Source organism: Microbacterium helvum, from assembly GCF_014779795.1.
GTDB lineage: Bacteria > Actinomycetota > Actinomycetes > Actinomycetales > Microbacteriaceae > Microbacterium > Microbacterium helvum.
In genome coordinates, this window is record NZ_JACXZS010000010.1 from 56,269 (window position 1) to 69,809 (window position 13,541).

Sequence of the window (13,541 nt, forward strand, 5' to 3'; positions counted from 1 at the left end):
GCCTACTCGGGCAGCGGCTCGTCGCGATAGAGCGCCTCGAACGTGTCGAGGGTGCGCTGGATGTCGTGCACCTTGACGCCGTCGAGCGACGCCTGCTGCATGCGCACCCGCTCCTCGTGCGGCAGCGTGAGCACGGCCGTGAGCTTCGCCACGAGGTCGTCCACGTCGCCGGGGCGGAAGAGGTACCCGTTCTCGCCGTCGTGCACGAGGTGCGGCAGCGCGACGGCATCCGCCGCGACGATCGGCAGGCCGGAGGCCATCGCCTCCATCGTCGCGATCGACTGCAGCTCGGCGATCGAGGCGATCGCGAACACGCTCGCGTTCGTCAGCAGCGACCGGATCTCTTCGTCGCTCGTGTGCCCGTGGAAGTGCACGCGCTGCGACAGCCCGAGCTCCGCGGTGAGGTTCTCGAGGTTGCGGCGCTGGTCGCCGCTGCCCACGATGTCGAAGCGCACATCCAGCGCGGGGTCGAGCTTCGCGATCGCCCGCAGGATCACGTCGATCTGCTTCTCGGTGGTCAGACGGCCGACGAACACGATGCGGTTGCCGTCCCGCGGCTGCAGGTCGGGTGTGTAGTTGCCGGCGTCGATGCCGCAGCTGATCGGGATCACGCCATCGATGTCGATCGTCGACTCCAGGAAGTCGGCGGCCTTGCGCGTCGGCGTCGTCACGGCACGCGTGAGGTCGAACGTGCGCTTCGCGTCGGCCCAGGCGATCTTCACGAACACGCGGTCGAGGGCATCAGGCAGCGTCGTGAAGTCGAGGATGTTCTCGGCCATCACGTGGTTGGTCGCGATGATCGGGATCCCGCGCTTGTGCGCCTCGCGCGAGAGGCCGCGACCGATCACGATGTGGGACTGGATGTGGACGACGTCGGGCTTCACCTCGTCCAGCACGCGGCGGGCGTAGTGCTTCGACATCCACGGCAGCACGAAGGTCAGCCAGTCGTGCGGCAGGAAGCGCCACGCCGGCAGCCGGTACATCGTCATCGGCTGCCCCTCGATGACCTCCGTGAAGGTGCCGTGCTCGCGATGCGTCTTGCTGGGGGCCATGACGTTCACGTCGTGGCCGCGCGCGACGAGACCGGCCGCGAGGCGCTCCGCGAAGCGGGCCGCGCCGTTGACATGAGGCAGGAAGGTGTCGGCGCCGATGAGGATCTTCAGCGGGCGCTCGGAAGCGCCGGGGGTTTCGGGCGTCGCAGGATCGGTCACGGATCAGGGCCTTCTGTGCGGCGGATGCGCACCGAGGGCTGGTCGGGGCGCGGCATCCACCTTACTTCACGCGGTTCCGCGGACCCCCAGGAACGCGCCAGAGGCGGCACGTACCCTGGGGGCATGCCCCGACTGCAGGCCGACGCCGATCCGAACCTGTGGGTGCCGGTGACCGAGTCCCTCGGCTTCCGCGGACGCCGCCATCGCAAAGCGGCGATCCGGATGCTGCTCACCCAGGCCGGCGGCGCCGTCGGCGCTTCGACGAGCTCAGCGGCAGGAGGAGCCCGCCCGGGCAGCTCGGTGGCCGCGTGGGCGATGAGTCAGGCCGCCCCGTTCCTGATGCGACGCGCCGCGGGCCGCGTGTTGGTGTGGGTCTGGAAGGCGGACGCCGAGCTCGTCGTCGTCATGGCGCAGGTTCAGCAGGCCACGAACGACCTTCGCGCGGCACGGGCGATGATGCCGATGGAGTACGACGACACCGAGTCCTTCCGCAATCCGTACCTGGGCGTCGGCGAGAAACTCGAGATGGCGCTGCCGTCCGACCCGCGGACGCCACCCTTCGCCACGTACACCTGGGACACCGGCACGCACTTCGTGACCGTCACGGCGGTCTGCTCGGACCGCGAGCGCTTCGGCACCGTCATCGGCAGCGTCGACGACATCGCGCGCACCCTGCGGGTCATCGACGACGTCGCGATCGGCGAGACGCCCGGCGTGCTGCGGATCGACCCGAAGAACTGATCGACGCAACCGCCCGCGGCGGCCTCGCGCCGCTAGCCTGAGCACGTGAAGCGCGATACCCCGCCCGCCGTGCCCGCAGCACCCGTGCTGTCGCCGAGCCTGCGTGTGCTGCTCACGCTCGCCGCCGCCGCGGTCGTGCTCGCCGGGGTGTACTTCGCCCGCGGCGTGTTCGGCCCGCTCGCCCTCGCGATCGTGCTCGTGGTCATCTGCGAGCCGGCACGGCGTCCGCTGCAGCGCCTCGGCTGGCCGCGATGGGCCGGCACGACCGCCGTCATCGTCGTCGCGTACCTGGTGCTGCTGGGCATGGCGGCGCTGCTGTGGGTCGCCGGCACCCAGTTCGCGGGCCTGATCGCCGACTACGCCGACAAGCTGCGCTCGAGCGCGGATGACGTCGTCGCGTGGCTGCAGTCGCTCGGCCTCGACCAGCAGGCGGCGGACGCCACGGCTGCCGCCGTCGACCCGAAGACGATCCTCGGCCTGGTGTCGAGCCTCGGCGGTACCGTCGTCGGGATCGCGACGGCCCTGTTCTTCGTGTTCGCGTACGTCATCTTCATGGCGGCCGACGCCGCCCGCTACGGGGAGGCCGAGCGCGTCTTCGGCGCCGAGCGCCGGCCGGTCATCCAGCGCGCACGTCAGTTGAACACCGGCATCCGCCGCTACTACGTCGTCAACGCGAGCTTCGGGGCGATCGTGGCGATCATCGACGGCCTCGCCCTGTGGGCGCTCGGCGTGCCGGCCCCGGTGACCTGGGCGATCCTCGCGTTCGTCACGAACTTCATCCCCAACATCGGCTTCGTCATCGGCCTGATCCCGCCGGCGGTGCTGGCGTTCGTCGTCGGCGGGTGGCCGCTGTTCCTCGGCGTCATCGCGATCTACTGCGTCGTCAACGTCGTGCTGCAGGTGCTCGTGCAGCCCAAGTTCGTGAGCGACGCGGTCGACCTCAGCCTCACGCTGAGCTTCTTCTCGGTGATCTTCTGGACGTTCGTGATCGGCCCGCTCGGCGCGATCCTGTCGATCCCGCTCACCCTTTTCGTCCGCACGCTCGTGCTCGAGGGCGACCCGGGGGCAACCTGGCTGCGCTGGCTCTCGGGCGACCGCTCCGCGCGACCGCGCCCCGCATCCGACCACCAGACCGCAGGGAGGCGGCCATGACCCAGACCCCGATCGACGAGATGGATGCCGCCGACCCCGCGTCCTCGTCGGCCCCGCACGAGGCCACCCGCCGCGAGGCGGTCGCGGCGCGACTGCTCGACTCGTCCACGGAGCGCGGCCTCGAGTCGATGGCGCTCAGCGTCGGCGCGATCGCGTTCGTCGTCGCCGCGCTCGTGGCGCTCATCGTCTTCCGGTTGCAGTCGACGCCGATCTCGGGCCCTGGGTCGATCGGCGAGTACGCCGCTGTCGCCTCCGGCGTCTCGGCCCTGCTCGCGGTGATCGCCGGGCGGTTCGTGCTGCGCGAACGCGGCCGGCACGGCACCCGGCTGCGGTTCCTGGACTACGTCGACATCGCCGCGCTCGCCTTCGCGCACGGCGTGATCGCGGTGCTCGGCTGGACCCTGCTCGCCGTGATCCTCGAACAGTCGTTCCTCGGTGCCGAGGTGTTCGCGATCCCCGCCCTCGTCCTCGCGGGGGCGTCGTCGGCGCTCACGGCCTACATCGCGTTCTACTCGGCGACCCACATGGACCTGCAGCTGCTCGCCGTGGTGCTCGCCGTGTTCCTGGTGCTCGGCGTCGTCGCGAGCATGATGACCGCGAGCGACCCCGACTGGTGGAAAGACAACCTCAGCGCCCTCGGGATGTCGTCGAACACGTCCTCGTGGGCGTTCAACATCACGATCATCGTCGCGGGTGTGATCGTGACGACCCTCGCCCGCTACGCGACCCGCAACGTGCCTGCCACGAGTGCGAGCGCCCGGCGATGGGTCCGCGCGCTGCTGGTCATCGTCGGCATCTTCCTCGCGTGCGTGGGCATCTTCCACGTCGACGACTTCTTCCTGGTGCACAACACCGTCGCGACGGGCATGGTCGTCGCCTACGCCGCCCTCGTGGTCATGCTGCCGAAGTGGATCCCCGGGATGCCGCGCGCGTTCTATGCGGTCGGGTGGGTGTTCCTGGCGGTCACCGTCGTACTGGGCATCTTCTTCGGCATCGGGTACTACACCCTGACCGCCGTGGAGCTGGTCGCCGGCATCCTGATCTTCTCGTGGATCGTGCTGTTCATCCGCAACACGGCCGCCCTCGAACTGGATGCCCGCAGGGCCTGAGATGAACGAGCAGACGTGGCATCGGCGCACCGAGGTGCCGCTGATGGTCGCGGGCTTCGCGTACCTCGTCGCCTTCTCGTGGCGGGTGATCGCCGACCTGCAGGGTCCGGCGCGCGTCGCGGCCGACATCGTCATCCTCGTGACGTGGGCGATGTTCATCGCCGACTACCTCGTGCGGCTGTTCCTCGCCGAGCAGAGATGGCTCTGGTTCCGCACGCACCTGTTCGCACTGGCGTTCGCCGTCATCCCGGTGCTGCGACTCGTGCGGCTGCTGCAGGTGCTGACGAAGCTCCCCGGCATGAAGCCCACGCGTGGTGCTCTGCTGCGCACCCAGATCATCGTCTACGGCGCCGGCGCGTCGGTGCTGCTCGTCTTCGTCGCGTCGCTGGCGGTGCTCGACGCCGAGCGTCACTCGCCCGACGCCACGATCACGACCTTCGGGATCGCGCTGTGGTGGTCGTGCGTGACGGTGACGACGACCGGGTTCGGGGACTACACGCCGGTGACGTCGGCAGGCCGGTGGGTCGGCGTGGGGCTGATGCTCGGCGGCGTGGCGCTGGCCGGCGTGATCACGGCGACGCTGGCGTCGTGGGTGGTCGAGCGAGGGACCCGCAACAACGACGCCGAGGAGCCCGCCACCCGGGCGCAGGTGCGCGAGCTGATGGCGCGCATCGACGAGCTGACGGCCGCGCAGAACCCGGGTTCGAGGACGATCGACGAGGGCACGGATGCCGGCGGTACCGGCGTCGAGGACGCCACGTCGTCCGACCGCCAGGTGTGAGGCATCCTCTCCCCGCCCGGCTCACTGGACGGGGATCTCGACCCCCTGCCCGGCGTCGACCACGACGCCGATGAACGAGGGAACCGCATCGGCGAGCGCGCTGCGCAGCTCGTCGATCGGCGGAGTGATCCCGTCGTCGGTCACGACCTCGACGGTCGCCGTCGTACCCGACCAGTCGACGCCCGTCACCCGTGCCGTACCGTCGTCGGCGAGCCAGCCGGCCGTCGTCTGCTGGATCACCACCGACCAGCGTGCCAGCGCGATCGACACGATCGAGTTGAGCGCGAGCGGGATCGCGATCACGATCGTCAGCACGGTCACGATGATGTACGCGCGGCGACGGTTGGCGACCGGCGACGACCCGGGTTCGCGCGCAAAGCCGGCGAGCGTGAAGACGATGCTGCCCGCGATGATGAGCGCGAGGACGTTCGACAGGAACAGCCACAGGGCGCCCAGTGCCTGTGGCCACAGTCCCTGGCCCGCGCACACGCCGACAACCCCCAGCGGAGGCACCAGCGAGATCGCGATCGCGACGCCGGGAAGGATCGCGCTGAGGTCGCGGCGGCACATCGCGAAGGCCCCCGCGAACCCGGTGGCCAGAGCCGCGACCAGGTCGAGGAAGCTGGGCGACGTGCGTCCCAGCACCTGCGAGTTCGTCAAGAGGCTCTGCGGCGTGGCGACGAACGCCGAGAACAGCAGGCCCAGCGCGACCACGATCCCCAACCCGCTGAGGACCCACAGAATCGATCGGACCACCAGCCGAAGCTGCCCCCGCACGATGCCCAGGCCGATCCCCAGGATGGGGGTGCCCAGCGGCGCGATGATCATCGCGCCGATGACGGTCGCCGTCGAGTCGGTCAGCACGCCGGCGATCGCGATGATCGCAGCGAGGATGAGCATGATCAGGAACCCGCTGCGCTTGCCTGCCCGGTCGCCGGAGCCCAGGTCGAGCGCCTCGGTCACCTCGTCGGCGGTCTGCCGCTGCGTCAACGGAATGAGTGCCTTCATCGCACCGGAGAAGATCGCCATGCGCACATCATGGCGCACACTCCCACCGGCCATGCCCTTTCGTCGTCGAGCATGCCCGTGCCGTGTCGACCATGCCCGTCAAGGCCCCGCGAGCGCCCGTTCCGCGCGCCGCGTGCACCCGTCCTGAGCCGCTCGCATGGCGAAAGGCCGCACCCTTGCGGGTGCGGCCTTCGTCGCGGTTCGCGTGACGGAGTGTCAGGCGAGCAGCTTCGCCTTCGCGGCGGCGAACTCCTCGTCCGACAGGATGCCCTGCGCGTGCAGCTGGGCGAGCTGGTTGAGCTTGCCCATCAGGTCGTCACCGCCGCCGGCAGCGGGCGCTGCCGGAGCGGGGACGGGAGCGGCGGCCTGCGCGTTGGCGACGGCCTGTGCGGCGGCGGCATCCATCGCAGCCTGCTGCTGCTGCATCTCGTACGCCTGCTGCTCCTGGCGCTCGTACGCCTTCTGCTGCTGGTGACCGGCGACGGCGCCCGAGACGGCGGTCGCGGTGCCCGCGACGACGGCGGTGCGAGCGGCCATGCCGATCAGGCCGGGGCGGCCCATTCTTCCGAGTGGCATGTCTTCCTCCTTCAGTCGGCGTTCTCAGCGAGGAACGCGTTGACGATCGGTGCGGGAACACCCTCGCGCGCGATGACGGCGCCGCCGGCGTCGTACAGCGCGGATGCGAAGGCCTTGGCCCACAGCAGCTCGACGACGAGGATCGCCGCCGAGGTGCCCGGCTCGAGGCCCGCGGCGAGGGCGAGGATGTCCTCTTCGCCGGCGAGGCCTTCGAGGTCGAGGGTCGGCACGTCGCTCTCGATGGTGTCCGACAGCTCGAGGATCTCGAGCTCACCCTCGGGCGAGCGGCGGACGAACACCAGGTCGAGGACGTTCACGGTGCCGGCCGCAACGAGGTCGTCGACGGCCTGCAGCACGCCGGGACCCGGGCGGTCGCCCTCGAACCCGATCGCGTAGAACTCGATGGGGCCGTAGTCGAAGTCAGTCATGTCTTCTCCGTTTCCGATCAGGGCTCTCAGGCCGAGAGCGCCTTCGCCTTCAGTGAGTCGAACTCGGCCTGGGTGATCGTCCCGGCGTCGAGCAGCGCCTTGGCCTTCGCGACCTCGTCAGCGGGGCTGGCCGACGTGCCCGCGGTCTGACGGATGTAGTCCTGCTGCGCGGCCTGCAGTGCCTGCGCCTGTGCGATGGAGCGCTCCTGCATACCCTTGCCGCGTGCGATGAGGTAGACCAGCGCGGTGATGAAGGGGACGAAGATGAGGAACAGGATCCAGACCGCCTTGAGCCAGCCGTTCAGCTTCTCGTCGCGGAACAGGTCGCCGATGATCGAGAAGACGACCATCAGGTAGGCGACGAAGACGAAGACCCAGAAGATCCAAGCGAGAAGGTCCCAGAAGCCCATGTGCGGTTTGCCAATCTGTCGGACGGACGTCAGCCCGTCGCTGTAACGAAAGGAACAGCGCGGCGCGCCGTTCCTTTTCGCGACATTACTCCCAACCGTCCCTTCACGGCATCATGTGAAAATGACGATTCCCCCCGAGTCCTCGAACATCTCCGGACGCGACACCGAGGTCGCAGCATCCCACGACCCCGCGGTCGTCGCTGCGGCCACGGAGCGCCCGCGACGGGTGTGGGCGGTGGTCGCCGGGCTCGACCACCCGCTCGCGCTGGGCTTCCTCGTGACGATCGGGGTCCTCGCGGCGCTCGTGATGGGTCTCGCGGTGACCGTCATCTCGACGATCCTCGTGTACATCGTGCTCGCGATGTTCCTGGCGGTCGGGCTCGATCCGCTCGTGCGACGCCTGGAGGGCAAGGGTGTCAAACGCGGCGCGGGCATCGCGATCGTGTTCTGCGGCTTCGCGGTGGCGATGGCGGCGTTCCTGCTGTTCGTCTTCCCCCCGGTGCTCGCGCAGATCGGCGAGCTTGTCGCGGCGATCCCCGACGCGATCGCGGCCGTTCCCGAGTCCGCGTGGTTCGGCGCGCTCGAGCCCGGCGCGCAGCAGGCGGTGCTGGCGGGCATCGAGCAGGCGGGCGACTGGATCTCGTCGCCGTCGACCCTCGCCCATCTGGGCGGCGGACTGCTGTCGGCCGGCATCGGCTTCATCGGGGCCGTGTCGGCGACCTTCATCGTGGTCGCACTGACCCTGTACTTCCTCGCATCCCTCGCCGCGAGCAAGCGCGCGCTGTACGCCCTCGCCCCCGCGCGCAGCCGTGCCCGCATCGAGGACCTCACCGAGCGCATCACCGGCTCGGTGGGCTCGGCGCTGCTCGGATCGGTGACGCTGTCGCTCATCAACGCGGCCGTGGTGTTCGTGCTGCACCTGCTGATCGGCCTGCCGTTCCCGGCGCTCATGGCGGTGATCGCGTTCGTCATCACGCTGATCCCGCTGTTCGGCTCGGTGATCTTCCTCGTCCTCGGAGCTCTGGTCGCCCTGTTCACGAGCCCGCTGCAGGCCCTGATCTTCGCGGTCTGCTACCTCGTCTACATCCAGATCGAGTCATACGTGGTCAGCCCGCGCGTCATGAACAAGGCGATCTCGATCCCGCCGGCACTCGTGCTGATCGGAGCCCTCGCCGGCGGCGCCCTCATGGGCATCGTCGGCGTGCTGCTCGCCCTGCCGGTGATCGCGTCGCTGCTGCTGATCATCCGCGAGGTCGTGGTGCCCCGTCAGGACATCAAGGTCTGACGCCGGCTGCCGGTCTCGCACACCGCCCCCGCGCACACGCCCGCGGCAATCCCCGGTCTCGCCGAACCAAGGGATCCGCGCCGAGACCGAGGACCACACCCCCGGTCTCGCGAAGAGCCCCCTGCCTCGGCGCAGAGATCCCCGGTGTCGCGCTTCAGGGGCGATGGATGGATGCCCGGCGCCCGGCATCCACGCCCCCACCACCGCACGCCCCCACCACCGCACGCACGCCCCGGTCTCGCCGAACCAAGGGATCCGCGCCGAGACCGAGGACCACACCCCCGGTTTCGCGAAGAACCCCCTGCCTCGCCGCACGGCTCCCGCGGTCTCGCCCACGACGCCGCCGGCGGAGCGACCGAGTGCCCGAACCGTGGCGCCTCGCGATGCGGGTCAAGCGCGGGTGGCGGAGGCCTTCGTACTCCGGGAGGGGATGAGCGAGCGGGGGTTGCGCGCAAGCGTGGCGAGCATGCCGTCCTGACGTGCGTAGAGCGGGAGGAGCCCCGCGGACCGAAGCTTCTCGTCCAACGGTTCGTGGCTGATCGTGTCGGACCAGTCCCATCGCGCGAACCCGCCTTCGTGTCGGCGGAGACGGTCCTCCCGCTTCTTCTCCCGGACGAAGTGCGCCTTCATCCCCTCGGGATCGTCGGCGTCGTACTTGCCGTAACCGTCCGACTCGCCGATGATGCGAGCTCGCTTCCAGTAGAAGTCCGAACGGTCGTCGAAGCCCTCGTAGTGGAACTCGTGCTGCAGCTCGGGCGGCTCGTACCCGAGCCACTCGATCACAGCTCGGCTCACGGCTTCGCCCGCCGACTCCGACACCGGCGTGGCACGCGCCTGCACCCAGTCGAGCTGGCGCACTCCTCGCCGGTTCGCCCGCGCACGCCCTCGTTCGCTGACGTCGAGCGCCGCGCCGGACGCCTGGAGCAGCCGCGCCGCGGCATCGACGAGCGCAAGAGCGAACGCCGGTGGCAGCACCCGCGCAAGGTCGACTGCAGTATCGGCGAGCGCCGTCATGCCGTGGCCGCCGGCATCCACGATCTCTCTTTCGTCGACATGGCCGTGGACGATGACGTCGCCCTCGCTCCACGAACGGCCGTCCGCGCTCAGGAGGTGGATATGCGACGGCTCGCCGAAGATCGGAAGCCCCTGCAGCACCGCGGCTGACTCCAGGCAGAAGATCGGTGCGCTCCAGGTGCGCGCCACCGCCTGCACCCGGACGCGATACCGCTCCCACGGCGGGAGGGCGTCCCACACCTCGCGAAGGACGTACGCCCCGGCCCTGATTCGATGCAGTCGCCGGTCGCGGTCGAGCCGCGCCACCTCGAACGGCCGCTCGCGGCTGAGCAGCAGAGTGACTCGGGTCGGTGCGGCCATGAACCCACAATGCATCGCGGTCGCATCGCGCAGCCTCGCGCCGCCGCGGCCGGTGGACAACTCGTCGCAGCGGGCGTCTTGGGCACCTCTGTGGAGGAGGGCGCCGACGCTGGGGCCACGCCCGGATCCCCGGTTGCGCCGAGCCAAGGGATCCCTGCCGAAACCCAGGGCGACGTCCCCGGTCTCGCGGCGAATCCCCTGGCTCGGCCCACAGATACCCGACCTCGGGACGCCGCACCACAGCGGAGGACGGGATGCCGGGCGCCCGGCATCCCGTCCCGGCGGCTCAGTTCAGGGCCGAGGTCAGGCGCGCGACGCCGTCGAGGAAGGTCGCCTTGGCGGGCTCGCGGCGCCACTCGTCGAGGGTGAGCTCGCGACCGGCGTCGCGGTAGGCCTGCTCGACCTCGCGCATCTGCGCGACGAACGAGGAGCCCAGCACCATCATCGACACCTCCATGTTGAGGCTGAACGAGCGGATGTCCATGTTGCTCGAGCCGATGACGGCGATGTCGTCGTCGATCGAGAAGTGCTTCGAGTGCAGGATGAACGGTGCCGGGTACATGAAGATGCGCACGCCCGCCTCCAGCAGCGCGTCGTAGTACGAGCGCTGGGCGTGGTAGACCATGCCCTGGTCGCCGATCTCGGAGACGAACAGCTGCACCTCCAGGCCTCGCTGGCACGCCGTCGTGATCGCGTAGACCATCGCCTCGTCGGGCACGAAGTACGGGCTCGTGATGATGACGCGCTCGGTCGCCCCGTGGATCAGCGACAGGAAGAGCCGAAGGTTGTTCTCGGTCTCGTAGGCCGGGCCGCTGGGCACGAGCTGGCAGACGAGGTCGCCGGCGGGAGCGAGCGCCGTGGCGGGCACCCGCTCGTCGGTCAGCTCCACGCCGGTCTCGACGAGCCAGTCCGACTGGAACACGGCGTCGATCTCGGCGACCGCCGGACCCTCGACCCGCGACACGAGTTCCTGCCATTTGAGGCCCCGCTTGAGGTTCTTCGGGGTGTTGTAGCTGCGGTCGATGAGGTTCTGCGAGCCCACGAACGCGGTGCGGCCGTCGACCACGACGATCTTGCGGTGGTTGCGCAGATCCGGACGCTGGTACTTGCCCTTGAAGGGCTGCACCGGCAGCATCCACGACCAGATGACGCCGATGCGATCGAGTTCGGCGAACGTCTTCTTCTGGTCGACCGCCTTGCGGGAGGCGACGTGGTCGGCGAGCAGGCGCACCGTCACTCCGCGCTTGACGGCGTTCTCCATCGCCGTGAAGAAGACCTCCGTCGTCTTGTCCCACGAGACGATGAAGAACTCCACGTGGACGTACTTCTGCGCGGTGTCGATCGCTGCCGCCATGGCGGTGATGGATGCCTCGTAATCGGGAATCAGTTCGGCCCGGTTGCCGCCGACCGCCGGCAGGCTCGTGAGCTTCTCGTTCTGCGCCGCGACACGCCGGAACCAGATCGGCCAGGTGTCGGGGTCCGCTTCGCTGTCCTTCTCGGACTGCACGCGCTCGCGGATGATCCCGTCGATGCGGGCCTGCTCTGCACGGCGCTTCTTCGGGAGCTTGACGTTGCCGATCAGCAGGAACAGCGCGATGCCGAAGAGCGGCAGAAGGAAGATCAGCAGCAGCCATGCCATCGCCGCCGTGGGCTTGCGGCCCTTGGGGATCACGATGAGTGCGGCGATGTCGATGGCGAGCACCACGAGGAGGCCGATGCCCCAGCCGAGGTTCGCGAAGAGAGCGGAGTCCACGTGAGCAGTGTGCCGCATTCCGCGGCGATCCCGGTACATTCGCGAATGTGACCTCGACCGCCACCGTCTCCCGCCGACCCCGCTGGCTGCTTCCCACGTTCGCCGGGTACCGCCGCGAGTGGCTGCTGCCCGACATCGTCGGCGGCCTCTCGGCGGGCGCCGTGGTGGTGCCGCAGGCGATGGCCTACGCGACGATCGCGAACCTGCCGGTGCAGATCGGCCTCTACACGTGCATCCTGCCGATGCTGGTGTACGCGCTGCTCGGCGGCAGCCGGGCGATGAGCGTGTCGACGACCTCGACGATCGCGACGCTCACCGCGACGACGCTCGTGTCGGCCGGCGTCGCGGCGTCGGCCGACGACCCCGACGCCGCCCTCGGCTCGCTCATGACGCTGACGCTGCTGGTCGGCGCGATGCTGCTGCTCGCCTGGCTGCTCAAGCTCGGCTCGCTCGTCGAGAACATCAGCGGCGCGACCGTGCTGGGCCTCAAGATCGGCGTCGGCGCGACGGTCGCGGTCGGCCAGCTGCCGAAGCTGCTCGGTGAGACGGGCAATGTGTCGGGCGAGGGCTTCATCAGCTCGCTGGTCGCGGTCGGCAAGGCGTTCGACAGCGTCAACTGGCCGACGGTGGCACTGTCTGTCGGGTCGATCCTCGTCCTCGTGCTGCTGCAGCGCTTCGCGCCGCGCGTGCCGGGAACGCTCATCGTCGTCGCAGCCGGCATCCTGCTCGCCGCGTTCACGGGGCTGACCGCCGCAGGCGTGGCACTGATCGACCCGGTGCCGTCGGGCTTCCCGACGCCGTCGCTGCCCGATTTCACCCACTTCGCCGATCTGATCCCGGGTGCCCTGGCGATCGCGGTGATGGCGTTCCTGGAGTCCGCGGCCGTGGCACGCGGCATCCGCAAGGCGACCGAGCCGCAGATCGACAGCAACCAGGAGCTGTTCGCCACCGGCGCCGCCAACGTCGTCGGCTCGTTCTTCACGACCATGCCGTCGGCCGGCGGGTTCTCGCAGAGCGCCGTCAACCAGAACGCCGGCGCCAAGACGCAGCTGTCGACGCTCGTCACCGTGGTCCTCGCCATCCTGGTGGCGCTGTTCCTCGGGCCGGTGCTGAGCCTGCTGCCGCAAGCCACCCTGGCCGCGATGGTGTTCGTCGCCGTGATGGGGCTGATCAACATCCCCGAGCTCGTGCGCTGGGCGCACATCAGCAGGATCGACTTCTGGATCGCGCTGGTCGTGGCGCTCATCGGCCTCTCGGCAGGGCTCCTCCCGGCCGTCGCCATCGGCGTCGTCATGACCCTCGTCCTCGTCCTGCGCGAGGTGAACATCCCCCGGCTCGACATCACGGGCCGTGAGGGCGATGTCGTCGCCGTGCATCTCGGCCGCGGACTGTACACGGCCAATGCCGCCGAGAACGCCCGTGCGATCATCGCCCTCGCGACGAGTCAGACTCCGCCGGTCGACGCACTCGTGCTCGACGTCGAGCGGCTCGACATCATCACCGTCACGATCCTCGACGCGCTGGAGAGCCTCGACCGGGAGCTGGCCCAGCTCGGCATCGTGCTGCATCTGGCGCGCCTTCCCGAGAAGGCCACCGCCATCGCCCGCAAGACCCCGTGGTTCGCGAGCCTCGAACGGGACGGCCGCGTCCACGCGACCGTCCCGGAGGGACTCGCCGCAGCCTCGGTCTGAGGCCGCGGAGACAGCGCGAGGG

At 69.6% G+C, this 13,541-nt stretch carries 13 protein-coding genes; 6 read left to right on the forward strand and 7 right to left on the reverse strand.

The window, feature by feature from the left end; genetic code table 11:
• Positions 1 to 2 precede the first annotated feature (2 nt).
• Positions 3 to 1,211 (reverse strand): glycosyltransferase, encoded by a 1,209-nt coding sequence (locus IF188_RS14850; protein WP_191172587.1) that lies wholly within the window; start codon positions 1,209 to 1,211, stop codon positions 3 to 5.
• Positions 1,212 to 1,334: 123 nt separating this feature from the next.
• Between IF188_RS14850 and IF188_RS14855 the strand changes: the two genes are divergently transcribed.
• Genes IF188_RS14855 through IF188_RS14870 form a run of 4 tightly spaced genes read left to right on the forward strand, consistent with a single transcriptional unit; the run spans position 1,335 to position 4,994 of the window.
• A complete protein-coding gene (locus IF188_RS14855; RefSeq protein ID WP_191172588.1) occupies positions 1,335 to 1,952 on the forward strand; it encodes a hypothetical protein in 618 nt (205 codons plus the stop codon).
• A 45-nt stretch (positions 1,953 to 1,997) separates the two neighbouring features.
• On the forward strand, positions 1,998 to 3,104 hold the full coding sequence (locus IF188_RS14860; protein ID WP_318152891.1) for an AI-2E family transporter: 1,107 nt from the start codon (positions 1,998 to 2,000) through the stop codon (positions 3,102 to 3,104).
• The gene (locus IF188_RS14865; RefSeq protein ID WP_224751921.1) at positions 3,101 to 4,213 is read left to right on the forward strand and encodes a DUF998 domain-containing protein; all 1,113 of its coding nucleotides are present in this window, start codon (positions 3,101 to 3,103) and stop codon (positions 4,211 to 4,213) included. Before IF188_RS14860 ends, IF188_RS14865 begins: the two co-directional genes overlap by 4 nt.
• A 1-nt stretch (position 4,214) precedes the next feature.
• Positions 4,215 to 4,994 (forward strand): potassium channel family protein, encoded by a 780-nt coding sequence (locus IF188_RS14870; RefSeq protein ID WP_191172589.1) that lies wholly within the window; start codon positions 4,215 to 4,217, stop codon positions 4,992 to 4,994.
• A 21-nt stretch (positions 4,995 to 5,015) separates the two neighbouring features.
• On the opposite strand, the gene IF188_RS14875 is transcribed toward IF188_RS14870, so the two are convergent.
• The 4 genes from IF188_RS14875 to IF188_RS14890 all read right to left on the reverse strand — a co-directional run bounded on the left by IF188_RS14875 (position 5,016) and on the right by IF188_RS14890 (position 7,416).
• Complete coding sequence (locus tag IF188_RS14875) at positions 5,016 to 6,023, reverse strand: TIGR00341 family protein (RefSeq protein ID WP_224751922.1); 1,008 nt, start codon at positions 6,021 to 6,023, stop codon at positions 5,016 to 5,018.
• Positions 6,024 to 6,218: 195 nt separating this feature from the next.
• Positions 6,219 to 6,563 carry an SHOCT domain-containing protein gene (locus tag IF188_RS14880; protein WP_191172701.1) on the reverse strand — a complete coding sequence of 115 codons (345 nt, stop codon included), beginning with the start codon at positions 6,561 to 6,563 and terminating at the stop codon, positions 6,219 to 6,221.
• Positions 6,564 to 6,589: 26 nt separating this feature from the next.
• Positions 6,590 to 7,006, reverse strand: a complete 417-nt coding sequence (locus IF188_RS14885) for a DUF6325 family protein (RefSeq protein ID WP_191172590.1) — start codon at positions 7,004 to 7,006, stop codon at positions 6,590 to 6,592.
• 26 nt (positions 7,007 to 7,032) lie between these two features.
• Positions 7,033 to 7,416: an SHOCT domain-containing protein gene (locus tag IF188_RS14890; protein WP_191172591.1), complete on the reverse strand. Its 384-nt coding sequence runs from the start codon at positions 7,414 to 7,416 to the stop codon at positions 7,033 to 7,035.
• A gap of 121 nt (positions 7,417 to 7,537) precedes the next feature.
• Between IF188_RS14890 and IF188_RS14895 the strand changes: the two genes are divergently transcribed.
• Positions 7,538 to 8,701 carry an AI-2E family transporter gene (locus IF188_RS14895; RefSeq protein ID WP_191172592.1) on the forward strand — a complete coding sequence of 388 codons (1,164 nt, stop codon included), beginning with the start codon at positions 7,538 to 7,540 and terminating at the stop codon, positions 8,699 to 8,701.
• 390 nt (positions 8,702 to 9,091) lie between these two features.
• Here the strand turns inward: IF188_RS14895 and IF188_RS14900 are convergent, their stop codons facing one another.
• On the reverse strand, positions 9,092 to 10,075 hold the full coding sequence (locus IF188_RS14900) for a hypothetical protein (RefSeq protein ID WP_191172593.1): 984 nt from the start codon (positions 10,073 to 10,075) through the stop codon (positions 9,092 to 9,094).
• A gap of 286 nt (positions 10,076 to 10,361) precedes the next feature.
• Positions 10,362 to 11,828: a cardiolipin synthase gene (cls, locus tag IF188_RS14905; protein WP_318152892.1), complete on the reverse strand. Its 1,467-nt coding sequence runs from the start codon at positions 11,826 to 11,828 to the stop codon at positions 10,362 to 10,364.
• Positions 11,829 to 11,875: 47 nt separating this feature from the next.
• On the opposite strand from cls, the gene IF188_RS14910 reads away from it, so the two are divergent.
• On the forward strand, positions 11,876 to 13,519 hold the full coding sequence (locus IF188_RS14910; RefSeq protein ID WP_191172595.1) for a SulP family inorganic anion transporter: 1,644 nt from the start codon (positions 11,876 to 11,878) through the stop codon (positions 13,517 to 13,519).
• The last annotated feature ends 22 nt before the right edge of the window (positions 13,520 to 13,541 follow it).

Coding starts and splice junctions, on each gene's coding strand:
- IF188_RS14870 (WP_191172589.1), top strand. CDS start 4,215: ATGAACGAGCAGACGTGGCATCGGCGCACCGAGGTGCCGCTGATGGTC.
- IF188_RS14880 (WP_191172701.1), bottom strand. CDS start 6,563: ATGGGCCGCCCCGGCCTGATCGGCATGGCCGCTCGCACCGCCGTCGTC.
- IF188_RS14890 (WP_191172591.1), bottom strand. CDS start 7,416: ATGGGCTTCTGGGACCTTCTCGCTTGGATCTTCTGGGTCTTCGTCTTC.
- IF188_RS14885 (WP_191172590.1), bottom strand. CDS start 7,006: ATGACTGACTTCGACTACGGCCCCATCGAGTTCTACGCGATCGGGTTC.
- IF188_RS14855 (WP_191172588.1), top strand. CDS start 1,335: ATGCCCCGACTGCAGGCCGACGCCGATCCGAACCTGTGGGTGCCGGTG.
- IF188_RS14900 (WP_191172593.1), bottom strand. CDS start 10,075: ATGGCCGCACCGACCCGAGTCACTCTGCTGCTCAGCCGCGAGCGGCCG.
- IF188_RS14875 (WP_224751922.1), bottom strand. CDS start 6,023: ATGGCGATCTTCTCCGGTGCGATGAAGGCACTCATTCCGTTGACGCAG.
- IF188_RS14895 (WP_191172592.1), top strand. CDS start 7,538: ATGACGATTCCCCCCGAGTCCTCGAACATCTCCGGACGCGACACCGAG.
- IF188_RS14865 (WP_224751921.1), top strand. CDS start 3,101: ATGACCCAGACCCCGATCGACGAGATGGATGCCGCCGACCCCGCGTCC.